This window comes from Bradyrhizobium sp. LMTR 3 (genome assembly GCF_001693485.1).
Classification (GTDB): Bacteria; Pseudomonadota; Alphaproteobacteria; order Rhizobiales; family Xanthobacteraceae; genus Bradyrhizobium.
Window position 1 is genome coordinate 233,436 of sequence record NZ_MAXC01000055.1, and the last position, 23,494, is coordinate 256,929.

Below are 23,494 nucleotides of genomic sequence, written 5' to 3' on the forward strand. Positions count from 1 at the left end.
CGTCTCTAGAGCCCTTTGATGAAACCTGCGTCGATCAATAACCGGTTGAACCTGCGCGCCTCGGCGCCATCTTTGCAGGCATAGAATACACCGTTGCAGCGGAGCATGATGTTCTTTTGCTCCTTGAACGAAGGGTCGAGCGGAATGCCCGCGGCCTCCTGGATCACCAGCGGCAGATAGGGCGCGTCGATCGTGTCCATGATCGCGGAACTCTTCACCGGCTCGAAGTTGACGGCGTCGATCGCGTAATAGGTGGTGAAGTAACGCGGGTCGTGGGTATCGAACTTGCGGGCGACCCTGGCTTCATCCAGCCCGGGATCGAGCAGGTTCGAGGAAAACTCCGGCTGGTGGTCGCCGTAGCGGACGATCAGGAATGGCTGCGCCGGGAACTTCTTTTTCAGGCTGGCGACGAACGCCGCATAATCCCCGGCGCTCAATGTCTGGCGGCGCAGATATTCGTCGACGACGCGCTCGTTGCCGGGCGCGCGCCAGGACGGCAGCAGGTCGGGACGGAATTTGGTTTCCCAGGGGAAATGGTTGGCGGCGAGATAGACGAAGGTGAACAGCGGCGTGTTGGCCGGCTGCTCGGCGATCAGATTCACGGCCTTGTCGTAGAAGAAGCTGTCGGGCTCGATGCCCTTCGCGCCGAGCGCGCGTGCGTCGTAAAAGTGCTGGATGCCGGTGGAGGTCTGGAAGCCACGCGCGCTCATGAAGGCGCCGTAGGCCGGATAGAGCGAGATGGTGTTGTAGCCGCAGCGGCGCAGCGCCAGCGGCAATCCGCGCTCGACCCGGCCCGAGGCGATGCGGGTGACGAAATAGGAGAAGCGGCCGAACGACCGCGACGACAGGCCGGCGAGCACGTTGTACTCGGCCATCCAGCTTGCGCCGCCGCTGCTCTCGGCCATGAACTTGCGCTCGCGGCCGTCAAAGGACTTGAAATGGCTGCCATAGCCTGGCGGCACCTTGACGCCGGCGGCCTGGCGGATGTCGAAGCTCGACTCGTCATGGATCATGATGATGTGCGGGCGGCGACCGGCCACATGGCAGGAATCGACCAGCGGCACCTTCAGCCGCTCGGCGGTCACGGCTTCCGATTCCATAAAACCGTAATTGACGAAGTCGGAAACCGCGGTCACGCCCGAGCGGGCGAATTTGGAGAGATAACCGTCGTCGTAATAGCCGCGCCAGGCTTCATCGGGCCAGGCGATGGAATAACCGGCCAGGCTTGCGAGACAGGCCAGCAGGCCGGCAGTGGCCGGCAGGCGGCGGATGCGAAACGGATCGAGCCACCACAACGCGTACATCAGCGGCAGGATGACGAGGGATGCGCCGACCACGCTCCAGCGCAAGTTCGGAAAGATCGTGAACAGATACGCCGCCGTGTCGCGGTCGATCACCATCAGGTCGACGAAGTTCGCGGTCATCTGCACGACGTCGTGCTTGAGCCGCGACAGCAACACCAGCAGCACGACCAGCGTCAGCGACAGCGCGCCGGACAGCGCGGGGCGCCGCAGCAGCGCAACAAAGAAGAAGTTCAGAATGCCCCAGGCCAGGGCAAAACCCATGCGGCCGCCGAAATCGGTTTCGGTGTGCAGCAGGAACGCCAGCGCCGATATGTGCGGCGCAGCAACGGCCGAAAGCCGCCAGAAGCCGATCGCGGCAAGGCCGGCAGCAAGGGTGGTGGCGGAGGGCCCAGGATTTGGCGCGGGCGCCATGGGGAGGAACGCAACATGACCCGGCGCAATACAAAGCCTTGGCTGGCGACGACCAGGAGACGCACGACCCATCCGGAACCTGAGCCGTGTCACAAAAACGTAGTGGAATCGTCATGAACAGGCAATGAATTTGCCCTCGGGCGAACTACGTCGGGGCGAATACGGGGACCGCTTCGGAGTGTTCACCATCTCGGAATGCCGGAGTGAGTCAGCTCCGCTTCGCGATCCCCTCGATGAAGAGATCCAGCACCGCCTCGGCGGTCCGCTCGGCCTCGGGGCCGGCCACGCCCCAGCGCGGAAAATGGCCGTCGATATTCATCCGGGCAAAACCATAGACCAACGCCCGGCCGGCGATCTGAACCTGCTTGAGGTCGGCGCTGCGGAGCTGGCCCGCCGCAAAGGCTTCGGCCAGCGTCTGCTCGGTCAGCGCGATCAGTTCGGCATTGTCGCTGGAGATGGCGGCCGCCCGGTCGTGATCGAACAAGCGGCGGCTGGAAATGATTTCGAAATGGGTCGGGTTACGCATCGCCCAGCGCAGATACGCGAGCCCGAGGCAGCGAAAGCGGCCGAGCGGATCGCCGGCCGGTGCCGCGGCAAGCGCCGCCTCGATCTCGGCCCGGAACTGCCGCTGCGCCTCCTCTGCCACCGCCTGGATCAGGGCGTCGCGGCTCGGAAAATGCCGGAACGGCGCCCCCGGCGACACGCCGGCCCGGCGGGCGGCCTCCCGGACGCTGACCGCCTCCGCCCCGCCCTCGCCGACCAGTTGCAGCGCGGCATCGATCAGGACGCGCCGGAGGTCGCCATGGTGATAGGGTTTTGGCGCGGCCGCGCGCGCAACGCGGCGGCGCGGCTTGGTGGTGGAGGATTTGGCGGCGGAAGGCTTGGCTGACGGACGCATGCCCTCTCCTACCATCACCAGGTCGTGAATGTAAGCATTGATTACATGGTTGACCTGATCCGCTGGGTGCATGTAACTGGTGATTACATCACCATCCACGTCATTGCGAGCGCAAGCGAAGCAATCCATCTCGCCGCGGCAAGAACGAAGAAATGGATTGCTTCGCTTCGCTCGCAATGACGGAGCAATCAGGGGGAGCAAAACATGCCGACACATCAAAAATGGTTCGAAGGCTGGCGGCTATTCGCCCTGCTCGCGCTGACGCTGCTGGCCATGAGCATCTGGATCGCCGGCATGCGCGGCTTCGAGGTCGACGGCGTGCGCATGGTGATCCGCTTCACCGCGCGCACCTCGCTGTTACTGTTCTGCCTCGCCTTCGCGGCCGCCGCGCTGGCGCTGTTATGGCCGAACGCGTGGACGCGATGGCTGCGCCGCAACCGCCGCTATCTCGGCGTCAGCTTTGCGGCCTCGCACGCCATCCACGCAGTCGCCATCCTGGCCTTCGCCGTGATGGACCCGATAGGCTATGCAGCGGCGACCTCGATCGCGTCCTACATCTTCGGCGGCATCGGCTATGCCTTCATCGTCGCGATGGCCGCGACCTCGTTCGACCGCACGGCGACTGCGATCGGCGCACGCGCCTGGCGCCGGCTGCATCTCGTGGGCGGCTACTATTTGCTGTTCCAGTTCATGGTGTCGTTCGGCAAGCGGATTCCCGACATGCCGCTCTACGCGCTGTTCCTGATTCCATTGGTGGCGGTGTTCGCGCTGCGGATGATCGCGATGGCGCCGAGGCCGCAGAACCAGACGCTGCGGGCGGGCTAGTCGCCCTTCAGGTAAAACCTCCGTCCGAGACGGCGGTGCACCGACATGACGGCGCGGTCGACGTCGCTGATCAGGCTGTCGCCGAGAACGACGTTGGGGATTTCCCAGTTGCGCCCCTCGCGGATGTTGGGAAGCGCGCGCACGGCGGGGACGGACGCGGTTTCGCATCCCGGTTGGCTGCGAAGCGCCGCGTCGGCGATCTGCGTCAGCTCGGCTCTGCTCTTTCCTGTCGTCACTGGTGGCCGGTGCCTTTGCTCATCCCTGCGGCGTCAGCCCGAGGCGTTTGGCGATGATCCTGTCGAGGGTGCGCTTGGGCAACACCGCCGCCATGAACTGGCGCATCGGATCCGGCGCGATCATGTAGCGCACCTTGGGGTTCGGCAGCGTCAATGCCCCGAACACCTTTTCGGCAATTGTCTCGGCCGGCAATCCGGTCGCGCCAAGGCTCAGCATGAAGGCGCGGATTTTCTCCAGCGCCGGGAAATACGGCGAGTTCTTGTAGGCGGAGATATCGATCTCCTCGGCCTTGCTCCAGATCGGCGTTTTTACCGCGCCCGGCGCAATGATGATGACGTCGATTCCAAACAGCATCAGTTCGCGGCGCAGGCTCTCCGACAGTCCCTCGATCGCATGCTTGGAGGCGGCATAGGCTGACGTCATCGGGCTGCCGCTCTTGCCGGAGACCGAGGAGATCATCACGATCCGCCCCTTCGGCCCCTTCAGGGCCGGATCGGAGCCGAGCAGCGGCCCGAATGCCTGGGTGGCAATGATCGGGCCGATGAAATTGACCTCCATCTGGCGGCGGAATTCGTCAGCGGCGAGTTCGAGCACGGGACCTGCGACGGCAATGCCGGCATTGTTGACGAGGCCGGCGAGCGTTTCGCCGCTGAGGGCGCCCCGGACCTCGCGCGCCGCCGCCAGCACCGCGGCTTCATCGGTGACATCGAAGATCAGCGGCGTGAAGTTCGTCCCGAACTCAGCTTTGAGGCGGTCGGCATCAGCCTGCTTGCGCACGCTGCCGAACACGCGGAAGCCGCGGTCGAGCAAGAGCTTCGCACTGGCCCAGCCGATGCCGGTGGACGCGCCGGTGATGACAACAGATCTCATGAGCTAAGCCCTAGTAAGAGGTTTAATGAAGTTCGTCGTGAAGGAATGCTTAAGCAATGGCTTCGTAAGCTTCCTCCGCGGCTGTAGCCCGCCTTGACGGCGTCCTGTTCGGCAGATTGCTTTCGAATTTTCCCGGGAACGGTTTGGTGAGGATAGCAGCCGGACCGGAATACCGGAAGCGGCGGCAGATGGCCGATCGGTTCGACATCGGCGATTTATCGCGCGAAATCGCGGCATACGTCCCGATCGGATTGGTAAAGCAATTCGGAACGCAGTGTATGCAATGCGCGGCGTGCTTCAACATGCGTCTGTCCGCAACAACCGCGGCCGATGCATTGCCCGATTGAGATACAGTCGATCTGGATTCTACTGGGTCCCCGCCTTTAACGCAGGTGTAAGGCTCCGCCGGCCATTGTGGGCGCGAACCCTTCAACAACAGACAGGCTGCCCACAATGGTGCAACAGCCGGCGCACTCGATCATTGCCGAACTTGAAGATGCCGTCAGAGGCGGTTCATCCGCCAAGCGGGTGGAGACCCTGCGGCAGGTCACCGATCTCTTCCTCCATGACGGAGAACGCCTCAGCGACGACCAGGTCAAGGTCTTCGACGACGTGCTCTGCCTCCTGATCGCGCGCGTCGAGACGCGGGCTAAGGCCGAACTTTCCAAGCGGCTGGCGCCGCTCGACTACGCTCCGTTCGAAGTCATCCAGCATCTCGCCTGGGACGACGAGATCGAGGTCGCCGGCAACGTGCTGGCCCATTCCAGCCGGCTCGGCACCGATGTGCTGGTCGAGATCGCCAGCAGCAAGGGACAGGATCACCTGCTCGCCATTTCCGGCCGCGCCGAACTGCCCGCCGCCGTCACCGACGTCATCGTCGACCGCGGCGAAGGCCAGGTGATCCGCAAACTCGCCAACAATGCCGGCGCCAAGTTTTCCGACCAGGGCTTTTCCACGATCGTTGCCCGCGCCGGCGCGGACGACGAACTGGTGGAAATCCTCGGCTTGCGCTCCGATTTCCCGGCAAAGTTCATTGCGGACCTGTTGCGCCGCGCCAAGGAGACCGTTCGCGCGAGGCTTCTGGCCATCGCGCCTCCCGCAGTCCAGGAAGAGATCAAACGGGTTCTGAACGAGATCGCCCGCGAGGCCCCGCCACCGGGCCGGAGCTTCGGAGTCGCCGAGGAACTGGTGAAGCTGATGAAGGGGTTGAACGAGCTCGACGACGCGGCGGTGTACAAATTCGCGGAGTCGAACAAGTTCGACGAAGTGACGGTCGCGCTTGCCGTCCTCAACGACATGCCGGTCGAGATGACGGCGAAGCTGATGGAAGGGCCGCGCGCCGACCTGATCCTGATTCCCTGCCGCTCGGCGCGGCTGAACTGGCCAACGGTCGAGTCGATCCTGCGCAACCGCCCGGCGCATCCGATCAACGAGCAGACGCTGGACATCGCGCAGCGCGACTACCGAAAACTGTCGATGGAGACGGCCCAGCGCACCGTGCGCTTCTGGCAGTTGCACAACAGGATCGAGAAGGAACCGATCATCCGGACAAACTGAAGTCCGGCTTGGTATCCACTGTTTCCAGTCATGGCCGGGCTTGTCCCGGCCATGCGCTTTTTAGGCGAACTCCCAAGACACGCGTTGCCAGCCGATCACCGACCATCCAGCGCGCGATCCAGCCAGCCGTCTCCGCCGCCTCTGACCCATTCGAAGCCAAGCCGCCGGGTCAGCTCGACGCCCTCGGGCCGGAGCATCCGGACTTCGGGATGTTCGAAACTGTCCGGCATCAGACAGAAGCCAAGGCCGGCCGCCACCATTGCGAGCGCCCGCGCATCGCTGTCGGTCTGCGCGACCACTGTCGGCCGTACCTTCCACGCATCGAGAATCCGCGATGCAGACTGCAACTGCTCGCAATGCACGCGCACGATCAAAGGCTGGCCCGCCAGTATTTCCGGGGAGACGGGTCCGCGGGGAAATGCGCGTGTGGAGACGGCCAGCGCCTGCCGGTCTGCCGTCAGTTCCAGTTGCCGATGGCCGCGGGCCGCCGAACCGAGCGCGGTCAGGATGATGTCGTAGCGGCCGTTGGCGAGCCGCTCCTGCAGTTTGGCAAGCGGCGCATCCTCGGTCCGCCATGGCCTTCCCGGCTCCAGCGCCCGCAACCGCTCGATGCATTGCGCCACGAATGCCGGAGCAATCGTCGGCAGAATTCCAAGCCGCAGCGGCCTGCCCGACGGCCTGCCGCCGGACGCCGCCTTGAGCCGTTCAGCCTGGCGCAAAATCGATCGCGAGATCTCCAGCACCTCTTCGCCCTTCGGCGTGAGCCTCACGCCACGCGCATGACGCTCCAGCAGTACGAATCCCAGCTCGGCTTCGAGGGAAGCTATCGCGGCCGACAGCGTTGGTTGGGTGACGAACGCCCGGCGCGCGCCGGCGCTGAAGCTGCCCGCCTCGGCGACAGCTACGAAATACCTGATCTGCTTCAGATCCATCTATAGACAATATCTATGGCTTGATATCGGAGCAATCGCGATTGCCTAAGCCGGTCCCTGGCCCGAACATATGCCGGCAAAACAGCCGGGAGATCGTATGAGCACGGACAACGCCATCCGCGAACTGGTCGAAAAGGTCACCAATGCCCCCGGCTATACCAAGGCGGTCGGTACCAAGGTCGAGAGCGCAGAGCCCGGTTTTGTGGAGATGTCGCTGGCGAAGAACGACAATCTCTTACAGATGAACGGCTTCTTTCACGGCGGCGTCGTTGCCGGGCTGGCGGACCATGCCGGCGGCGGGGCCGTCACCACGGCCATGCCGCCCGGCCGGTTCGCGGTGACCGTCAACCTCCAGGTCAGCTATCTGGCTCCGGCAAAGGGGGAGAAGCTGATCGCGCGTGCCCGCGCAATCCAGGTCGGAAGCACGATTGGCGTGGCGCATGTCGACGTGGCGTCGCGGTCCGACGGGACGGAGACGCCGTGTGCGGTGGCGATCGTGACGCTTCGCGGCGTCGACTTCCCGGCCAAATAAAAGCCACGCGAGGCTGGAGACTGCGGTGCGTTCCGGTGACGGAACGTGCATCGCGAGGCCGCGCGAGGGCCCGCTGATCCGGCACATGAAATGTTCGGAATGGCGAAAGCCGCCGCTGTCGCTGCTATCTAGCGAACGCAATCTCGTTTGGCGGGCGAGATTGCACATTAAGCAACCGTGCTTCGACTCGGTAAACGCTGACGTTTCCGTCGCTAATGTAGTTGTTGAGCTGCGCTCTGCCGAAGAATGTGCATGAAGCGTCAGTTCTTCGTTTCGGCTCTGCTGGTGCGCTCGGCGCTACGCATTGAAGAATGTGCTTGAAGCATCAATCCTTCAAGAACGGCGAGACCGCTTGTGCGATCTCGCCGCATATTGACGATCAAGACTTAAAATTTGGTATGCCGGTAGTGCATCGAACCGGCCACTGCTCTCGCGTCCCGGACGCGGTACCGCAGGGTGGGCAAAGGCGCTCTGCACCGTGCCCACCACCTATCCACTTGATCACCCTGCATGGTGGGCACGCTGCGCTTTGCCCACCCTACCCTTTTTTTCGCGCTCAGTTCTTCGTCTTGTCCACCAGCGCGCCCTTCTTGATCCACGGCATCATGTCGCGGAGTTTTGCGCCGACTTCCTCGATCGGGTGCTCGGCGAGCTTGGCGCGGGTCGCCTTGAACGAGGTCTGGTTGACCTTGTTCTCCAGCATCCAGTCGCGGGCGAACTTGCCGGACTGGATGTCGTTGAGAACGCGCTTCATCTCCTTCTTGGTCTCGTCGGTGACGATACGCGGGCCGGTGACGTATTCACCGTACTCGGCGGTGTTGGAGATCGAGTAGTTCATGTTGGCGATGCCGCCTTCATAGATCAGGTCGACGATCAGCTTCACCTCGTGCAGGCACTCGAAATAGGCCATCTCCGGCGCGTAGCCGGCTTCGACCAGCGTCTCGTAGCCGCCCTTGATCAACTCGACCAAGCCGCCGCAGAGCACCACCTGCTCGCCGAACAGGTCGGTCTCGCACTCTTCCTTGAACGTGGTCTCGATGATGCCAGCGCGGCCGCCGCCGATCGCCGAGGCATAGCTCAAGCCCAGGTCATGGGCATTGCCGGAGACGTCCTTGGCGATCGCGATCAGGCAGGGCACGCCGCCCCCGCGCTGATATTCCGAGCGCACGGTATGGCCGGGGCCCTTCGGGGCGATCATCAGCACGTCGAGGTCGGCGCGGGGATCGAGCAGGTTGAAATGGACGTTGAGGCCGTGCGCGAATACCAGCGCCGCGCCCTTCTTCATGTTGTCGTGCAGGTGCTCGCGGTAGATGTCGCCCTGCAGTTCGTCCGGGGTCAGCATCATCACGAGGTCGGCCCATTTGGCGGCCTCGGCGACTTCCATCACCTTGAAGCCGGCGGCTTCAGCCTTCTTGGCCGAGGCCGAGCCCTTGCGCAGCGCAATCGCCACTTCCTTGACGCCGGAGTCCTTCAGGTTCAGCGCATGGGCGTGGCCCTGGCTGCCATAGCCGACGATGACGACCTTTTTGCCCTTGATCAGGTTCAGGTCGGCGTCGCGATCGTAATAAACACGCATGGTCGTTTCCTCAATCGATGGCCAAAAAGGGCCGGTTAATCAGGCATTTGGACAGATGGGACCGCCGGTCGCCCGCGAATTTCCGGCGTTGTCTAGAGCATTTTCCCTCGAAGGGGAAACCCGTTTATGCATGGCCCGGTGCGGCATCATGCGTCCATGAAGACCGGGTAGAGCGAGGCCAGGAGCAGCACCGCCATCACGATGTTGAAGGCGCGCACCGCCCGGCGGGAGGTCAGTATCGGCCGCAGGGCGGTGCCGAACAGGGCCCAGGCCGTGCAGGACAGGATGCCCAGGAGCAGGCTTAAGCCGACCTGGATCGCGATATTCCAGGGATAGGCGGCGATCGCCGCATAGGCGGTGATGGTGCCGATCACCATGACCCAGCCCTTGGCGTTGACCCACTGGAACATCGCCGCGCCCCAGAACGTCATCGGACGACCCCGGCTGTCCTGATCCGCGGACGGCGGCTCGGACATCGCAATCGCCCAGGCCAGATAGATCAGGTAGGCCACGCCGGCATATTTCAGGATGGTCTGCAGCACCGGATAGGCGATGAAGATGGTCCCGAGCCCGAGACCGACCGCGCCGACCATGAAGGCAAAACCCACCGTGATCCCCATGATGTGCGGGATGGTCGGGCGGAAGCCGTAGGTGAGCCCCGACGACAGCAGCATGATGTTGTTCGGTCCCGGCGTGAAGAACATCACGGTGGCGAACATGATGAAGGCGATCAGCAGCGATTGCGACATGGGGGCCTCATGCGATCTTTGGCAGAACTTGTTTTTCTGAAGCCTTGGTAGGTTTGGACAGCAACATGATGGCAATGCCGCCGACCACGGTGACCATGCCGGCAAGCCGTAGTGGCCCGAACGTCTCGCCGAACACGACGCTCGATGCGGCGGAACCGACGAACGGCACCAACAGCGCGAACGGCACAACCTGCGCCGCCGGATAATCCCGCAGCAGCCGGCCCCACAGCCAGTAGGCGATGCTGGTCGAGATACTACCCAGGCCGATCATGCACATCAGGCCGGTCAGCGACATGTGCGTCAGCGCATACCAGGTCGGCTTCGGGCCGTTGCTGACCAGCGTCAGCGCAAACAGCGGAACCGCGGCAACCAGGCACAGCCACGCGAACAGGTCGAACATCGGCACGCCCTGCGCATGCCGCAGCAGCAGGTTGCCGGCCGCGAAGCTGAGCGGCGAGATCATCAAGATCGCGAAGGCGCTGACGCTGAAATCGTAACCGACGGTGCCGCAGATCATCAGCAGGCCTGCGGTGGCGATAGCAATGCCGACTGCCTGCCCCGCGCTCGGCCGCTCGCGAAACAACAGCGCGGCAAAGCCGATCGTGAACAGCGCCTGGCTCTGCACGATCACGCTGGAGAGACCGACCGGAACGCCGTGCGCAATGGCAAAAGCCTGGGCGAGAAACTGGCCGAGGAACAGCGTGAAGCTGATCGCGGCCAGCACGGTCCAGGAAACCTTGGGCCGCGCCACGAACAGGCAGGGCAAGGCCGCGATGGAAAAGCGCAGCGTCGTCATCAATTCCGGCGAAAACTCGTCGAGCGCGATCCGGCTGGCCACGAAAGCAAGCCCCCAGATCACCGCTACCAGCACGGCGATGCAAACATCGGCCGGGTTCATTTTTTCTAGCTCTGTTGATCCGGCTTTGGTTTGCGCAGGATATAGGTGCCGTGCAGCGGCGCGTGGTAGTCGATCGATTCCAGCGTGAAGCCGATATCAGTCAGCATGCGCTCGATCACCCAGCCGAAGGTCGAGTACTCGTCGCGCATGTGGGTGACCACGCCTTCGCGCTGGAAATCGTGGTTCTTGATGGTGAAATCGGCCCACTGCTCGACATCGCGCTCGGTGCCGTCGGGCATGCTGACGAATACGATGTCGCGCAGGTAGAAATTCGCGCCGGGCTTCAGCGCGGCATAGATCCTCGCCAGCGCCACCGCCTTCCAGAAATCCGGCAAATGGTGCAGCGTGAATTCACTGACGATCAGGTCGTAGGAATCGGGCTGGTAGGCAAAGCTCAGCAACCCTGCCGGCTGGGTGCGGATCGCAACCTTGCGGTCGCGGGCCTGGATATTGGCGAGCGCCAGCATCGCCGGCGAAATATCTATTGCGTCGACCTCGGCCCCCATCAACGCCGCTTCGCAGGCCAGTACACCGTTGCCGCAACCGATATCGGCCACGCGCCAGCCGCGCTGCACGCCGAGCATGGTGAGCGCGGCCCGTGCGCGATCGTCGCTGTCGTCATGCCGGTCGTAGATCGAGGCGACCGCCGAATCGAGCCCGAGGCGCCGCCTTTGAGTGTAATACCAGTCACGCGCCAGCATGTTCACATCCCCTCAGGTCCGCGCCCGATCGCGGCAACGCCAGTGCGCGCCACCTCGACAAGGCCGAGCGGGCGCATCAGGTCGATAAATTGACTGATCTTGGATGAATTGCCTGTGATCTCGAACACAAAGCTCTCGGTCGTGGCGTCGATCACGCGGGCACGGAATGCATCCGCCAGCCGCAGCGCCTCGACCCGGCTGTCGCCGCGGCCACGCACCTTCACCATGGCGAGTTCCCGCTCGATCGAGCGGCCGGTAATCGTCATGTCGACGACACGATAGACCGGGATCATGCGGTCGAGCTGGTGCTTGATCTGCTCGATCACCGTCGGCGTGCCCGTCGTGACGATGGTGATGCGCGAGAGATGTTTGTGGCTCTCGGTCTCGGAGACGGTGAGACTGTCGATGTTGTAGCCACGCCCCGAAAACAGGCCGATCACGCGCGCGAGCACGCCGGGCTCGTTCTGCACCAGCACCGAGAGCGTATGCGTCTCGTTGGGATCGTGGCGCTCTTCCAGGAAGTAGGCGGATGCGGGCTGGTTCATGGTGGTCCCCTTACATGTCCTCTCGTCACGCCATCGCCCGTTGGGCGGCTGTAGTGGCATCCGTACCGATCCATTTTCGAAACAGATCGAAATCGATATTGCCGCCGCTGAGGATCAGGCCGACCCGCTTGCCGGCGAGCTTCTGCTTTTCCTGCAGCGCGGCCGCCAGCGGGGCTGCGCCGGCGCCTTCGGCGAGGTTGTGCGTGTCGGTCCAGTAGGCGCGGACGGCGGCTGCGACCTCGCCGTCGGTCACCTGCACGATGCGCGCGGCGCCCTTGCGGATGATGGCGAATGCGTCCGGATCGGGAATGCGCGTCGCCATGCCGTCCGCCAGCGTGTTGCTGGTTTCGGTGGTCACTACCGTGCCAGCCGCAAACGACAGTGCGTAGGACGGCGCTTCGGTCGACTGCACGCCGACGATTTCGGTTTTCAGCCCGAGCAGATCACGCGCCATGATGCAGCCGGAGATGCCCGAGCCCTGCCCGATCGGCACATAGAGAATGTCGAGGTCGGGCGCCGTCCGGAACAGTTCGAGCGCGTAGGTAGCGACGCCGAGCACCAGATCCGGATGGAACGACGGCACCATATGAAGGCCGGCGAACTGGGCACGGCGCTGGGCTTCTTCGGCGGCCGCCTGAAAATCCTCGCCGTGCTCGACCAGTTCGGCGCCGAACGCGCGCATGGCGCGGTTCTTCTCGACCGAATTGCCCTTCGGCACGTAAATCACGGCCGGCACGCCGTGGCGGGAAGCTGCAAAGGCAAGGCTCTGCCCGTGATTGCCGCGCGTCGCGGAAATGATCCCCGATATGTTCGGCCGCTCCCGCTTCAGCCGGTCGAGATAGACCAGCCCACCGCGCACCTTGAATGCGCCGATCGGCGTGTGGTTCTCGTGCTTGACCACGACGCGCGTCCCCAGCCGTTCGCTGAGCAGCGGCCAAGCATGCGCCGCTGTCGGCGGCACCGCCTGCCCCACGATCTCGTGCGCGCGTTCGAGTTCGGCGAGGTCAAACATTTTGGTCTTCCGTCGATCTTCCCTCGTTGTTGTCATCCCCGCGAACGCGGGGATCCAGTATTCCAAAGGCGTCCGAGATGAACGAAGACGCCCCGGCGTACTGGATCGCCCGGACTTCTGCGTGAAGACGCGCTTCGCGCTTTCGCCGGGCGATGACAGCGGAATTTGTACCTCGCATCCTCACACCAGCGCCTTGCCGCCGGCAAACGCCGCGGCGGTGGCTTCATCGGTTGCTTCCGCCGGCAGCAGCATTTCGTTGTGCGCCTTGCCGGACGGAATCATCGGGAAGCAGTTTTCCAGCGCGGCGACGCGGCAATCGAACAGCACCGGGCGCTTGACCTTGATCATCTCCTTGAGCGCGCCGTCCAGATCGCCGGGCTTGATCGCCTGGATGCCGACGCATCCGAAGGCGTCCGCGAGCTTGACGAAATCCGGCAGCGCCTCGGAGTAAGAATGCGACAACCGGTTGCCGTGCAGGAGCTGCTGCCACTGCCGCACCATGCCCATGTACTGGTTGTTCAGGATGAAGATCTTGATCGGCAGCTCAAACTGAACCGCCGTCGACATCTCCTGCATCGTCATCTGCACCGACGCATCGCCGGCGATGTCGATCACGAGGCTGTCGGGATGCGCGACTTGCACGCCGAGCGCGGCCGGCAGGCCATAGCCCATCGTGCCGAGTCCGCCCGACGTCATCCAGCGGTGCGGCTCTTCAAAGCCGAAGAACTGCGCCGCCCACATCTGGTGCTGGCCGACCTCGGTGGTGATGTAGGTGTCGTGGCCGCGCGTCGCCTCGAACAGCTTCTGGATCGCGTATTGCGGCAGGATCACGTCATTGCTTTTCTTGTAGGCGAGCGAATTGCGCGCGCGCCATTTGGCGATCTCCTGCCACCACGCCTTGATATCCGGCTTCTTCGCTTCCGCCTTGAACACCTGCAGTAAATCGCCGAGCACGTTGCCGGCGTCGCCGATGATCGGCACGTCGACGTGGATGTTCTTGTTGATCGAGGACGGATCGATATCGATATGGATCTTCTTCGAACCCGGCGAGAACGCGTCAGTCCGGCCGGTGATGCGGTCGTCAAAGCGGGCGCCGACGCACAGCATGACGTCGCAACCATGCATCGTCATGTTGGCCTCGTAGGTGCCGTGCATGCCGAGCATGCCGAGCCAATTCTTCCCCGTGGCCGGATAGGCGCCGAGGCCCATCAGGGTCGATGTGATCGGAAAGCCGGTGACATCCACGAGCTCACGCAGCAGCTTCGAGGCCTCGGGTCCGGCATTGATGACGCCGCCGCCGGAATAGATCACCGGGCGCTTGGCGGCAGCCAACAGCGCCACCGCTTTTCGGATCTGTGCCGCATCGCCTTTCACCCGCGGGGTATAGGACACATGCACGTCGGACTTGCGCGGCGGATGATAGGTGCCGACCGCAAACTGCACGTCCTTGGGCACGTCGACCACGACGGGTCCGGGACGGCCCGTGGTCGCAACATAGAACGCCTCGTGCAGCACCTTGGCCAGATCGTTGACGTCGCGCACCAGCCAGTTGTGCTTGGTGCAGGGACGGGTGATGCCGACGGTGTCGCATTCCTGGAACGCGTCGTTGCCGATCAGATGGGTGGGGACCTGGCCGGTGATGCAGACCAGCGGGATCGAATCCATCAGCGCATCCGTCAGCGGCGTCACCATGTTGGTGGCGCCTGGGCCCGACGTCACCAGCACCACGCCCGGCCTGCCGGTCGAGCGCGCGTAGCCCTCGGCCGCATGGCCCGCGCCCTGCTCGTGCCGCACCAAGATGTGCTCGACGTCGCTCTGCTGGAAAATCTCGTCATAGATCGGAAGCACCGCGCCGCCGGGATAGCCGAAGATGTGCTGGACGCCGTGATCGATGAGCGCGCGCACGATCATCGCGGCGCCGGTCATCTGATTGGGGTCGTTGCTCTTGTCGGTCATGATCTGCTCCGGATGCGCTTGTCGGCGCGACTTCTTTCGGTTGTCTGCTTTGGGAAATAAAAAAGGGCCCGAGAGGCCCCATGCACACCGCCTGAATTTGGATGGCCGCTAGCCATCCCCGGCGGTGTGCCTGGGTACGACGACGATAAGGAGTTTGGTAATAATGTTACGCATTTTGCGGCTCGGACTTGCCAAAGGTTGCGCGGGTTATACCGTTCGGCCCCCGGAAGTCAAGGGACGGACGCTCTCGGGCGCGATTTAGGCAGTGTAGCGGTGTTCCGGGCATTCGGCGAGGGGGAATTTTATGCGTGCAGCCATGCGGGGGCCGCCTCAATCCTCCGCTGTCATTCCGGGGCGCGCGAAAGCGCGAACCCGGAATCTCGAGATTCCGGGTTCGCTCGTTTCACGAGCGCCCCGGAATGACAGCGGCAACCCACCCCCTCGCCGCCTCCGGCGTCACCCATTCGAACTCCGGCAGTTGATGCCGGAACCAGGTGAATTGCCGCTTGGCGTAATGGCGGGTGTCGGCGCGGCCGATTTCGGCGGCCTCCTCGCGCGTGATTTCACCCCGGAGGTGCCGGATCAGCGCCGGCACGCCATGGGCCTTCATCGCAGGAAGCAGGGGATCGAGCTTTCGCGCGGCGAGCGCGGCGACCTCGTCCAGCGCGCCGGCGGCCAGCATCGTGCCGAATCGCGCATCGATCCGCGCGTAAAGTTTTTCACGCTCGGGCGCGAGGAACAGCGCCGAGAACTCGCTCCGAGGCAGCAGCGGCGGCAGGCCCTCGCGATGCCAGTCCGGCAGTGCGCGGCCGGTGGCTTCCACGACTTCCAGGGCGCGGGCAATCCGGATGCGGTCGCGCGGCTTCAGGCGTTCGGCGGAGACGGGATCGCGCCGCGCCAGCTCAGTGTGCAGCGCTTCGACGCCGTCGCGTTCCAGCCGGGCGCGTACGGCTTCGCGCACCACGGCCGGGATCGGCGGCACGGCAGAGAGACCGCCCGTCAATGCCTTGAAATAGAGGCCGGACCCGCCGACGAAGATTAGCAGCCGCTTTTCCGCGCGCGCCTCTGCGAGCACCTTTCCAGCATCCGTCACCCACGCTCCGGCCGAGAAATTGACCGACGCGTCGACATGGCCGTAGAGCCGGTGCGGCACGCGCGCCTCCTCCTCCGGCGTCGGCCGCGCCGTAATGATGCGGAGATCGCGGTAGACCTGCATGGAATCGGTGTTGATGACGACGCCGCCGGTCTTTTGCGCCAACTCGAGCGCCAGGGCCGACTTGCCGCTGGCGGTCGGCCCTGCGATAAGCACGGCCTTGCTCAAATCTAGCTGAAACACCTGCATGTCCCTGGTCGCCACCCTCATCTGCAATCCGGCCAATCCCGCGCTCGACTCCACCATCGTCGACGGCGCGCTGGCCGTTCTCCCATCGCCGGGAACGGCGCAATGGCTGTTCGACGAGGTGGCAGTCGACATTCCCTTCGACAGCCAGGTCAAGAGCCCGGACGGGATCAAGGCGATCGAAGCTCGCCTGCAACTGGCGCGCGGTGACCTGCCGATCGACATTGTCGTGCAGCCAGCCGCGTTCAGGCGCAAGAAGCTTTTTCTCGCCGACATGGACTCCACCATGATCGGCCAGGAATGCATCGACGAGCTGGCCGACTTCGCGGGGCTGAAGGCGCATGTCGCAGGCATCACCGAGCGCGCGATGCGCGGCGAGATCGAGTTCGAGCCGGCGCTGCGCGAGCGTGTTGCGCTCCTGAAGGACCTGCCGGTCGGCGTGGTCGATGAAGTCCTGGCAAAGCGCATCACGCCGACGCCGGGAGGCCGCGAGCTGGTTTCCACCATGCGCGCCAACGGCGCCTGGACCTGCCTGATCTCCGGCGGCTTCACGCTGTTCACCCATGCGGTCGCGGCCAAGATCGGCTTCCAGGAAAACCGCGCCAACGAGTTGAAGGTGCGGGACGGCAAATTCAGCGGCGAGGTTGCCGAGCCGATCCTCGGCCGCGCCGCCAAACTGGCTACGCTGATCGAGCTTCGCGAATCCTTCGATCTCGACGAGATCGATACGCTGGTCGCCGGTGACGGCGCCAACGACCTCGGCATGATCCAGGCGGCGGGGCTAGGCGTCGCCTACCACGCCAAACCGGCAGTGGCCGCCGCTGCCGCCGCGCGGATCGACTATGGCGACCTCACCGCGCTGCTCTATGCACAGGGCTACCGGCGCGAGGAGTTTGTGGGGGGATAGGGATTACTTGCGTCGTCCCTGCGAACGCAGGGACCCATACGCCGCGGCCCATCCATGATGCGATGGGGCCAGCTGCCTTTGATACAATCCGCGCTGGTGGTTATGGGTCCCTGCGTTCGCAGGGACGGCAGTGTTTTTCGGATCAGCCAGTACGTGAACTATTACTGCACGCCGAGTGCCACGAACCGCAATTCGCCCTCGCCGTTCGACACCAGCAGCAGCACCGATTTCTTGCCGTCCTTCTTGAGCTGATCGACGCGCTTCTTGATGTCGGCGGCGCTCGCGACCGCTTCCTGCGCCACCTCGACGATGACGTCGCCGGCGGAGAGCCGCTTGTCGGCGGCGTCGGAGGAGCCGTCGACACCGGTGATGATGACGCCTTTCACGCTCTCCTTGATCTTGTACTTCGTGCGCAGGTCCTTGCTCAGCGCGGCAAGATCGAGGCCGAGCGCCTTTTGCGTCACCGGCTTCTCGACAGGGTCTTCCTTGGTCTTGGCGGCGGCCTGCTGCACCTTTTCAGTATCCTCGAGGCGGCCGAGCGTAACCTTGCGGGTTTCCTCGTTGCCCTTGCGGATGATGACCACGTCGACTTCCTTGCCGACGGCGGTATCGGCGACGACGCGGGAGAGATCCTTCGGGTCCTTGACGTCCTTGCCGTCGAACTTGACGACGACATCTCCGGGCTCGATGCCGGCAGGCTTGGCCGGCCCCTTGTCGTCGATGCCGGCGACCAGCGCGCCGCGAGCGGGCTTGATGTTGAGGCTTTCGGCGATCTCCTCGGTAACCTGCTGGATCCGCACGCCGAGCCAGCCGCGGCGCAATTCGCCGAACTGCCGGAGCTGATCAACTACGGCGGCCACCGTCTTCGACGGCACCGCGAAGCCGAGGCCGATCGAACCGCCGGTCGGCGAGATGATCAGCGTGTTGACGCCGACCACTTCGCCTTCGAGGTTGAACAGCGGCCCGCCGGAATTGCCGCGGTTGATGGAGGCATCGGTCTGGATGTAGCTGTCGTACGGCCCCTGGCTGATGTCGCGGTTGCGCGCCGACACGATACCGGCCGTGACCGAACCGCCAAGGCTGAACGGATTGCCGATCGCAATCACCCATTCGCCGAGCCGCAGCTTGTCGGAATCGCCGAACTTCACCGCGGTCACCGGCTTCACCGGCTTGAACTTCAAGACCGCAATGTCGGTCTTCTTGTCGACGCCGACCAGTTCGGCCTTGATCTTGGTGCCGTCGTTCATGATCAAGTTGATCTCGTCGGCATCCGCGATGACGTGATTGTTGGTGACGACGACGCCGGCGGCATCGACGATGAAACCGGAGCCGAGCGAATTGGTCTTGCGCGGCGGCTGCATTTCGCCGCTCTTGTCGCCGCCCTTGGGCACGGCGCCGCGCCGGTTCTTGAAGAAGTCGTCAAAAAATTCCTCGAACGGCGAGCCCGGTGGTAGTTGCGGCATCGCATCCCTGCCGCTCTTGGCGTCGACGCTCTGCGAGGTCGAAATATTGACGACGGAGTCGATCACTTTCTCGGCAATGTCGGCGATACCGTCCGGCCCGCGCGCACTAGCCGGCACTGAAGCCAGCATGCTGGCGGCACCGAGCGAGATCGCAATCCCCATCAGGCGCAGGCGACTGGTCAAGGCGGGTTTGGCACCGGTCATGTCGGCTCGTCTCCAAAGGCTCAAATTTGGGCCCACAGTGCGCCCGAATGGGTCCTAGGCGCAAGCATCTGCGCCTGACATTCCGGCGAAAAACGGGCCGCTCGCGGCTCACGATTTCGTTGGCGCCAGAGCTAGTTGCGGCCGTTGGTTACCGTCATTCCGGGGCGCGAAGCAAACTCAGATGTGCATTTGCACATCTGAGAATCTCGAGATTCCCCGATGCGCAATTGCGCATCGGGGAATGACGGAGGAACCTTACCGCCGCACGAACCAGATCAGAAGCAGGCCGACGACCGCCGAGACGATGCCGACGATCCGCAGGATATTGTCCGGCGTCGCCAATGCGCTTTTCATCGCCCGGCGCATCCAGGCCGGGCTGGCTGCGAACATCAGGCCTTCAAGCACAAAGAGGATGCCCACACCGATGAGGAAGTCGGCGAACGCAATGGACCTCATCGGATGGCATCCCCCCGCTATTCAAGCGCCTTCTTGCTTTTGTGCCGGCGAAGCGGCCCCCGCTTCGCCGTAACATGCGTATTGTGTGGGCCGGCCGTTTAGGGCTTCGGCGCCGCGGCCGCGGCGGCCGCCGCCGGATGGCCCGACGGATTGGCGAAGAAGCGGAAGAACTCGGAATCGGGCCGCAGCAGGAAACGGGTGTCGTTGGAGCGCAGCCCGGTCTCATAGGCCGACATCGAACGATAGAAGGCGAAGAAATCCGGATCCCGGCCATAGGCCTCGGCGAACAGGCGGTTGCGCTCGGCGTCACCCGCGCCGCGCGTCTGCTCGGCCGTCGAGTTGGCCTCCGCAATGATGACGGTGGCCTCGCGGTCGGCCTTCGAGCGGATCTCCTGCGCCTTCTGCCCGCCCTGGGCGCGGAACTCCGCCGCCTCGCGCTGCCGCTCGGTCTGCATGCGCTGATAGACCGCCTGGCTGTTGGCCTCGGGCAGATCGGCGCGGCGGATACGCACGTCGACCAACTGGATGCCGTACTGATCGGCCTCCCGGTCGAGCTGCTCGCGGATGCGCGTCATCAGGTTGTCGCGTTCGTCGCGCACCACAGTAATGAAGTTGACCTCGCCCAGCACGCGGCGCAGCGCCGCGTTCAGCAACGTGGTGAGCTGGATGTTGGCGGCCTGGATCGAGCCGATGCTCTGATAGAAGCGCAGCGGGTTCTTGATCCGGTAGCGGGCGAAGGCGTCGACCACGAGCCGTTTCTGGTCGGAAGCAATGACTTCCTGGGACGGATTTTCCAGATCGAGGATGCGCTTGTCGATGCTGATGACGGTATCGATGAACGGCGCCTTGAAGTTCAGGCCCGGCTCGGACACGACGTCGACCGGCCGGCCGAGCCGGACCACGAGCGCCTGCTCGGTCTGCGATACCGTGAAGATCGAGCTGTAGCCTACGATCACCACGGCTAACAGCAGGATCAGGGTGACAATACCTGCAACCGGAGACCTCATCGCGTGCCTCCGCTCTGCTGCTGACCCGCTGTCGGCGGCGGGCGCCGCGGCGTCAATTCGCTGAGCGGCAGATACGGCACGATGCTCTGTGCCGAATTGCCGCCGTCATAGACCAGCTTCTCGGACCCGCCGAGAATCCGCTCCATCGTCTCCAGATAAATTCGCTGTCGCGTCACGTCCTTGGCCTTGTTGTATTCCTCGTACACCTTCGTGAAGCGTGCGCTCTGGCCCACGGCCTCGGCGACCGCCTGTTCCTTGTAACCTTCGGCGACCTGCAGGATCTGCGCGGCGCGGCCGCGCGCATCAGGGATAACGCGGTTGGCATAGGTCTGGGCCTCGTTCTGCAGCCGCTCGAAGTCGGCGCGCGCAGCCTGCACGTCGCGGAACGAGTCGATCACCTGGGCGGGCGGATCGACCTTCTGCATCTGCACCTGGGTGATCTGGACGCCGGAACCGTAGGTATCCAGTGTCTTCTGCATCAGTTCGTGAACCGCCTGTTCGGTCAGGTTGCGGGCGCCGGTGAGGATCGGTTGGATCTGCGAACGCCCGATCACCTCGCGCATCGCGCTTTCGGCCACCGCCTTCACGGTGCCTTCGGGATTCTGGATGTTGAAGAGGAAGTTGCCGACGCCGTTGGGCTTGATGCGCCACAACACCGTGAAATCGACGTCGACGATGTTTTCGTCGCCGGTCAGCATCAGGCTTTCTTCCGGCACGTCCCGCGCGGTGCGGCCGCGCCGCGCCGGATCCTCGATCAGGCTCATGCCGATCGAAATGGTGGAGACGCGCAACGCCTTCGGTAGCAGCACGGTTTCGATCGGATAGGGCAGATGATAGTTCAGCCCGGGCTCGACGGTGCGCACGTGCTTGCCGAAGCGCAAGACGACGCCGAGTTCTTCCGACTGGACGCGGAAAAATCCGGACAATCCCCAGATCACCAGCGCGCCGGCCAGCACCAGCGCGATGCCCATGCCGCTGAAATAGCCGCCCGGCAGAAGCTGCTGCAGCTTGTCCTGGCCGCGCCGCAGCAAATCCTCAAGATCGGGTGGCCTCGGCCCGCCCGACTGCGGACCCGAACCCCACGGTCCCTTCGGACCCGGGCCCCATGGACCCCCACCTTGATTCTTCCACGGCATGCAAACTCTCCTCCGCGAAGGCCCGGGTCCGCCTGTTTTGGGCAGGATGCCCAGCCTCGCCTATCAGCCCGGCTTTATAGGGGACCGCTAGGTCCCTTACAACGCAAGCTTCCTGCATCAAGCAGCTATGCCTGACGCCATAATTGTCAATGTAAACATTGGTTAGCGAGGTTAACCCTGTCGGCGCCGACGAAATGTCACATAGGAGAAATTGGCACTATCGTCCGGACCGGCCGGATTCCGCACGCGCGCCACCTCTTCCCATGCGGTTGCATCGACTGCCGGGAAACGCGTATCGCCGTCGGGCTGGGCATGCACCTCGGTAATCTCCAGGCGATCGGCGCTGTCCATCCATTGCGCGTAGATTTCCGCCCCGCCGATCACGGCGATCTCAGTGGCGAAACGTCGCAGTGCATCGCCGGTGGCGATCGCCTTCGCATTGGCGAAGGAATGGGTAACCACCACGCCATCGGCGCGAAAACCAGCGTCGCGGGTGACGACGATATTGGTCCGTCCGGGAAGCGGCCGGCCGATCGAGACGAAGGTCTTGCGGCCCATGACGACAGGTTTACCCGAGGTCAGCGCCTTGAAGCGCGCCATGTCGGATTTCAGCCGCCACGGAATGGCGCCCCTGGCTCCGATCACGCCGTTCTCGGCGACCGCGACGATGAGAACGATTTCAGGAACGGCGTTCATTCCATCCAAATCATGCAGCCAGCCGATATATCAACGCGTCGTCTATGAGCACGCCATTGACGACGTTTCGACTGAAACGGATCGTCGAGATGCCATCTGCCCTAACGACACTACCCATTGCAGCAAGCATCTTATCCGCGGGTGGAACGAGTTTTACTCTTGACAGGTCGAGCCGTCTCCTCAGATCGCCTCGGTTGTCGAGAGCGACGGCTATTTCAAGCAAAGCCTGCTGCAAGTTCTTCTCTGCTTTGGGGGTACGGATAACGAGCCGCCACTCCTCCACATCAGGAAAGAAGATCCAGGCCGCGCCAGTCACGGGAAAGCTGGCTTCGTCAAGAATTCGGACGAGCTCACGACCCATACTGACATCAGCATCTACCAGAACCGCTGCAGCCATGTCATGACCCCAAATTTTGCATTCTCGACGGCATCTCTCATGGCGGTTGCCGTCACAACGTCAATCATATCATATCGGGATTCGACAGACCATTCGCTCACTATGGCCCAGCGAACGTCAAATTCAGGGTTTTCACGTTCGGCCTTAAGAAGCTCGGCAAGACCTGCCAGACCCACCAGTTTTGTCACCTCATGATCGAGAAACCCGCGCAAAACGGCTTTGTCTGGCACGGTTTCGGCCACCATCTGCCGCGCTATGCAGGCCTTCAGACCCAGCTCGATGCCGTAGCCGTACAGATAGTAGGAGTTTGAAAAACGATCATTCTCGAACAGGAGACGCGCATCCTCGACCTTGGCGATCGCGAGACGCTGCAATGTTCCTCTGGGAAGTGATGCCATCAGCGCTCCCCTTGCGCCAACGCGCGCAGCGCCGGACCGCCGATCCGGCACACCGTCCACTCGTCCATCAAGACCGCGCCGAGCGACTTATAGAATTCAATCGACGGCGTATTCCAATCGAGCACCGCCCACTGCAAGCGCGACCAGCCGTTTGCCACGCATGCCTTCGCGAGATGCACCAGCAGCGCCTTGCCGATTCCCTTACCGCGCAGCGCCGGGCGGACGAACAGATCTTCCAGATAGATGCCGGAGCGACCACTGAAGGTTGAAAAATTCACGAACCAGACCGCGAAGCCGGCCGGCTCTCCGTCCCACTCGGCGATTTCGCAGAACAGGCGCGGATTGGCGCCGAACAGCGCCGCATCGATACCGGCCTCGGTCGCTTCCACTTCGTGCAGCAGTTTTTCGTATTCGGCGAGTTCGCGAACGAAGGACAGGACAAGTCCTGCTTCGCCCGGGCGCGCGCGGCGGATCGTCAGCGACATCAT

27 protein-coding genes are annotated in these 23,494 nt (G+C 63.6%); 6 read left to right on the plus strand and 21 right to left on the minus strand.

What is annotated here, in order from left to right:
- Positions 1-5 precede the first annotated feature (5 nt).
- On the minus strand, positions 6-1,715 hold the full coding sequence (locus tag LMTR3_RS35270; protein ID WP_065749537.1) for a sulfatase-like hydrolase/transferase: 1,710 nt from the start codon (positions 1,713-1,715) through the stop codon (positions 6-8).
- 208 nt (positions 1,716-1,923) lie between these two features.
- Positions 1,924-2,613 carry a TetR/AcrR family transcriptional regulator gene (locus LMTR3_RS35275; protein ID WP_065749694.1) on the minus strand — a complete coding sequence of 230 codons (690 nt, stop codon included), beginning with the start codon at positions 2,611-2,613 and terminating at the stop codon, positions 1,924-1,926.
- A gap of 45 nt (positions 2,614-2,658) precedes the next feature.
- Between LMTR3_RS35275 and LMTR3_RS39950 the strand changes: the two genes are divergently transcribed.
- Positions 2,659-2,793 (plus strand): hypothetical protein, encoded by a 135-nt coding sequence (locus tag LMTR3_RS39950; protein ID WP_283809350.1) that lies wholly within the window; start codon positions 2,659-2,661, stop codon positions 2,791-2,793.
- Between the two features lie 24 nt (positions 2,794-2,817).
- Positions 2,818-3,438: a hypothetical protein gene (locus tag LMTR3_RS35280; protein WP_065749538.1), complete on the plus strand. Its 621-nt coding sequence runs from the start codon at positions 2,818-2,820 to the stop codon at positions 3,436-3,438.
- On the opposite strand, the gene LMTR3_RS35285 is transcribed toward LMTR3_RS35280, so the two are convergent.
- On the minus strand, positions 3,435-3,674 hold the full coding sequence (locus LMTR3_RS35285) for a hypothetical protein (RefSeq protein WP_065749539.1): 240 nt from the start codon (positions 3,672-3,674) through the stop codon (positions 3,435-3,437). The genes LMTR3_RS35280 and LMTR3_RS35285 overlap by 4 nt on opposite strands.
- Before the next feature lie 19 nt (positions 3,675-3,693).
- Positions 3,694-4,545, minus strand: coding sequence for an SDR family oxidoreductase (locus LMTR3_RS35290; protein WP_065749540.1), 852 nt, complete (start codon positions 4,543-4,545; stop codon positions 3,694-3,696).
- A gap of 188 nt (positions 4,546-4,733) precedes the next feature.
- Between LMTR3_RS35290 and LMTR3_RS38850 the strand changes: the two genes are divergently transcribed.
- Together LMTR3_RS38850 and LMTR3_RS35295 are read left to right on the plus strand one after the other, a co-directional pair.
- Positions 4,734-4,892 carry a hypothetical protein gene (locus LMTR3_RS38850; RefSeq protein ID WP_176722063.1) on the plus strand — a complete coding sequence of 53 codons (159 nt, stop codon included), beginning with the start codon at positions 4,734-4,736 and terminating at the stop codon, positions 4,890-4,892.
- Between the two features lie 106 nt (positions 4,893-4,998).
- Positions 4,999-6,102: a DUF2336 domain-containing protein gene (locus LMTR3_RS35295; RefSeq protein ID WP_065749541.1), complete on the plus strand. Its 1,104-nt coding sequence runs from the start codon at positions 4,999-5,001 to the stop codon at positions 6,100-6,102.
- A gap of 95 nt (positions 6,103-6,197) precedes the next feature.
- Here the strand turns inward: LMTR3_RS35295 and LMTR3_RS35300 are convergent, their stop codons facing one another.
- Positions 6,198-7,034 (minus strand): LysR family transcriptional regulator, encoded by an 837-nt coding sequence (locus LMTR3_RS35300; RefSeq protein ID WP_065749542.1) that lies wholly within the window; start codon positions 7,032-7,034, stop codon positions 6,198-6,200.
- A gap of 97 nt (positions 7,035-7,131) precedes the next feature.
- Between LMTR3_RS35300 and LMTR3_RS35305 the strand changes: the two genes are divergently transcribed.
- Complete coding sequence (locus LMTR3_RS35305; protein WP_065749543.1) at positions 7,132-7,566, plus strand: PaaI family thioesterase; 435 nt, start codon at positions 7,132-7,134, stop codon at positions 7,564-7,566.
- A gap of 556 nt (positions 7,567-8,122) precedes the next feature.
- Here the strand turns inward: LMTR3_RS35305 and ilvC are convergent.
- From ilvC to miaA, 8 genes are all read right to left on the minus strand, one after another.
- Positions 8,123-9,142, minus strand: coding sequence for a ketol-acid reductoisomerase (gene ilvC, locus LMTR3_RS35310; protein ID WP_065749544.1), 1,020 nt, complete (start codon positions 9,140-9,142; stop codon positions 8,123-8,125).
- Positions 9,143-9,288: 146 nt separating this feature from the next.
- Entirely contained in the window at positions 9,289-9,891 is a 603-nt protein-coding gene (locus LMTR3_RS35315; RefSeq protein ID WP_065749545.1) for a LysE family translocator, read from the minus strand.
- 7 nt (positions 9,892-9,898) lie between these two features.
- Positions 9,899-10,789 carry an EamA family transporter gene (locus tag LMTR3_RS35320; RefSeq protein ID WP_065749546.1) on the minus strand — a complete coding sequence of 297 codons (891 nt, stop codon included), beginning with the start codon at positions 10,787-10,789 and terminating at the stop codon, positions 9,899-9,901.
- A gap of 5 nt (positions 10,790-10,794) precedes the next feature.
- Positions 10,795-11,490: a class I SAM-dependent methyltransferase gene (locus tag LMTR3_RS35325; RefSeq protein WP_065749547.1), complete on the minus strand. Its 696-nt coding sequence runs from the start codon at positions 11,488-11,490 to the stop codon at positions 10,795-10,797.
- Positions 11,491-11,492: 2 nt separating this feature from the next.
- Entirely contained in the window at positions 11,493-12,035 is a 543-nt protein-coding gene (gene ilvN, locus LMTR3_RS35330; protein ID WP_028350302.1) for an acetolactate synthase small subunit, read from the minus strand.
- A 25-nt stretch (positions 12,036-12,060) separates the two neighbouring features.
- Positions 12,061-13,047: a threonine dehydratase gene (locus tag LMTR3_RS35335; RefSeq protein WP_065749548.1), complete on the minus strand. Its 987-nt coding sequence runs from the start codon at positions 13,045-13,047 to the stop codon at positions 12,061-12,063.
- 180 nt (positions 13,048-13,227) lie between these two features.
- A complete protein-coding gene (locus tag LMTR3_RS35340; protein ID WP_065749549.1) occupies positions 13,228-15,003 on the minus strand; it encodes an acetolactate synthase 3 large subunit in 1,776 nt (591 codons plus the stop codon).
- A 403-nt stretch (positions 15,004-15,406) separates the two neighbouring features.
- Positions 15,407-16,366 (minus strand): tRNA (adenosine(37)-N6)-dimethylallyltransferase MiaA, encoded by a 960-nt coding sequence (gene miaA, locus LMTR3_RS35345; RefSeq protein WP_065749550.1) that lies wholly within the window; start codon positions 16,364-16,366, stop codon positions 15,407-15,409.
- Between miaA and serB the strand changes: the two genes are divergently transcribed.
- Positions 16,344-17,249, plus strand: coding sequence for a phosphoserine phosphatase SerB (gene serB / locus LMTR3_RS35350; RefSeq protein ID WP_065749551.1), 906 nt, complete (start codon positions 16,344-16,346; stop codon positions 17,247-17,249). The genes miaA and serB overlap by 23 nt on opposite strands.
- Before the next feature lie 161 nt (positions 17,250-17,410).
- On the opposite strand, the gene LMTR3_RS35355 is transcribed toward serB, so the two are convergent.
- From LMTR3_RS35355 to LMTR3_RS35390, 8 genes are all read right to left on the minus strand, one after another.
- Entirely contained in the window at positions 17,411-18,916 is a 1,506-nt protein-coding gene (locus LMTR3_RS35355; protein ID WP_065749552.1) for a Do family serine endopeptidase, read from the minus strand.
- Between the two features lie 255 nt (positions 18,917-19,171).
- Positions 19,172-19,372 (minus strand): DUF2065 domain-containing protein, encoded by a 201-nt coding sequence (locus LMTR3_RS35360; protein WP_028350308.1) that lies wholly within the window; start codon positions 19,370-19,372, stop codon positions 19,172-19,174.
- A gap of 98 nt (positions 19,373-19,470) precedes the next feature.
- Positions 19,471-20,379, minus strand: a complete 909-nt coding sequence (hflC, locus tag LMTR3_RS35365; RefSeq protein ID WP_065749553.1) for a protease modulator HflC — start codon at positions 20,377-20,379, stop codon at positions 19,471-19,473.
- Positions 20,376-21,515, minus strand: coding sequence for an FtsH protease activity modulator HflK (hflK, locus tag LMTR3_RS35370; RefSeq protein ID WP_065749554.1), 1,140 nt, complete (start codon positions 21,513-21,515; stop codon positions 20,376-20,378). Before hflK ends, hflC begins: the two co-directional genes overlap by 4 nt.
- Before the next feature lie 171 nt (positions 21,516-21,686).
- Positions 21,687-22,211, minus strand: a complete 525-nt coding sequence (locus tag LMTR3_RS35375) for a dihydrofolate reductase (protein WP_065749555.1) — start codon at positions 22,209-22,211, stop codon at positions 21,687-21,689.
- 10 nt (positions 22,212-22,221) lie between these two features.
- Entirely contained in the window at positions 22,222-22,608 is a 387-nt protein-coding gene (locus LMTR3_RS35380) for a hypothetical protein (RefSeq protein ID WP_065749556.1), read from the minus strand.
- Positions 22,587-23,006 carry a HEPN domain-containing protein gene (locus LMTR3_RS35385; RefSeq protein ID WP_084029996.1) on the minus strand — a complete coding sequence of 140 codons (420 nt, stop codon included), beginning with the start codon at positions 23,004-23,006 and terminating at the stop codon, positions 22,587-22,589. Before LMTR3_RS35385 ends, LMTR3_RS35380 begins: the two co-directional genes overlap by 22 nt.
- Positions 23,006-23,491, minus strand: coding sequence for a GNAT family N-acetyltransferase (locus LMTR3_RS35390; RefSeq protein WP_065749558.1), 486 nt, complete (start codon positions 23,489-23,491; stop codon positions 23,006-23,008). Before LMTR3_RS35390 ends, LMTR3_RS35385 begins: the two co-directional genes overlap by 1 nt.
- Positions 23,492-23,494 lie beyond the last annotated feature (3 nt).

Excerpts from the sequence above, each read along its gene's own strand:
- LMTR3_RS35270 (WP_065749537.1), bottom strand. The coding sequence starts at position 1,715 with ATGGCGCCCGCGCCAAATCCTGGGCCCTCCGCCACCACCCTTGCTGCC.
- LMTR3_RS35275 (WP_065749694.1), bottom strand. The coding sequence starts at position 2,613 with ATGCGTCCGTCAGCCAAGCCTTCCGCCGCCAAATCCTCCACCACCAAG.
- LMTR3_RS39950 (WP_283809350.1), top strand. The coding sequence starts at position 2,659 with ATGGTTGACCTGATCCGCTGGGTGCATGTAACTGGTGATTACATCACC.
- LMTR3_RS35280 (WP_065749538.1), top strand. The coding sequence starts at position 2,818 with ATGCCGACACATCAAAAATGGTTCGAAGGCTGGCGGCTATTCGCCCTG.
- LMTR3_RS35290 (WP_065749540.1), bottom strand. The coding sequence starts at position 4,545 with ATGAGATCTGTTGTCATCACCGGCGCGTCCACCGGCATCGGCTGGGCC.
- LMTR3_RS38850 (WP_176722063.1), top strand. The coding sequence starts at position 4,734 with ATGGCCGATCGGTTCGACATCGGCGATTTATCGCGCGAAATCGCGGCA.
- LMTR3_RS35295 (WP_065749541.1), top strand. The coding sequence starts at position 4,999 with ATGGTGCAACAGCCGGCGCACTCGATCATTGCCGAACTTGAAGATGCC.
- LMTR3_RS35300 (WP_065749542.1), bottom strand. The coding sequence starts at position 7,034 with ATGGATCTGAAGCAGATCAGGTATTTCGTAGCTGTCGCCGAGGCGGGC.
- LMTR3_RS35305 (WP_065749543.1), top strand. The coding sequence starts at position 7,132 with ATGAGCACGGACAACGCCATCCGCGAACTGGTCGAAAAGGTCACCAAT.
- ilvC (WP_065749544.1), bottom strand. The coding sequence starts at position 9,142 with ATGCGTGTTTATTACGATCGCGACGCCGACCTGAACCTGATCAAGGGC.
- LMTR3_RS35315 (WP_065749545.1), bottom strand. The coding sequence starts at position 9,891 with ATGTCGCAATCGCTGCTGATCGCCTTCATCATGTTCGCCACCGTGATG.
- LMTR3_RS35320 (WP_065749546.1), bottom strand. The coding sequence starts at position 10,789 with ATGAACCCGGCCGATGTTTGCATCGCCGTGCTGGTAGCGGTGATCTGG.
- LMTR3_RS35325 (WP_065749547.1), bottom strand. The coding sequence starts at position 11,490 with ATGCTGGCGCGTGACTGGTATTACACTCAAAGGCGGCGCCTCGGGCTC.
- ilvN (WP_028350302.1), bottom strand. The coding sequence starts at position 12,035 with ATGAACCAGCCCGCATCCGCCTACTTCCTGGAAGAGCGCCACGATCCC.
- LMTR3_RS35335 (WP_065749548.1), bottom strand. The coding sequence starts at position 13,047 with ATGTTTGACCTCGCCGAACTCGAACGCGCGCACGAGATCGTGGGGCAG.
- LMTR3_RS35340 (WP_065749549.1), bottom strand. The coding sequence starts at position 15,003 with ATGACCGACAAGAGCAACGACCCCAATCAGATGACCGGCGCCGCGATG.
- serB (WP_065749551.1), top strand. The coding sequence starts at position 16,344 with ATGTCCCTGGTCGCCACCCTCATCTGCAATCCGGCCAATCCCGCGCTC.
- miaA (WP_065749550.1), bottom strand. The coding sequence starts at position 16,366 with ATGAGGGTGGCGACCAGGGACATGCAGGTGTTTCAGCTAGATTTGAGC.
- LMTR3_RS35355 (WP_065749552.1), bottom strand. The coding sequence starts at position 18,916 with ATGACCGGTGCCAAACCCGCCTTGACCAGTCGCCTGCGCCTGATGGGG.
- LMTR3_RS35360 (WP_028350308.1), bottom strand. The coding sequence starts at position 19,372 with ATGAGGTCCATTGCGTTCGCCGACTTCCTCATCGGTGTGGGCATCCTC.
- hflC (WP_065749553.1), bottom strand. The coding sequence starts at position 20,379 with ATGAGGTCTCCGGTTGCAGGTATTGTCACCCTGATCCTGCTGTTAGCC.
- hflK (WP_065749554.1), bottom strand. The coding sequence starts at position 21,515 with ATGCCGTGGAAGAATCAAGGTGGGGGTCCATGGGGCCCGGGTCCGAAG.
- LMTR3_RS35375 (WP_065749555.1), bottom strand. The coding sequence starts at position 22,211 with ATGAACGCCGTTCCTGAAATCGTTCTCATCGTCGCGGTCGCCGAGAAC.
- LMTR3_RS35380 (WP_065749556.1), bottom strand. The coding sequence starts at position 22,608 with ATGGCTGCAGCGGTTCTGGTAGATGCTGATGTCAGTATGGGTCGTGAG.
- LMTR3_RS35385 (WP_084029996.1), bottom strand. The coding sequence starts at position 23,006 with ATGGCATCACTTCCCAGAGGAACATTGCAGCGTCTCGCGATCGCCAAG.
- LMTR3_RS35390 (WP_065749558.1), bottom strand. The coding sequence starts at position 23,491 with ATGTCGCTGACGATCCGCCGCGCGCGCCCGGGCGAAGCAGGACTTGTC.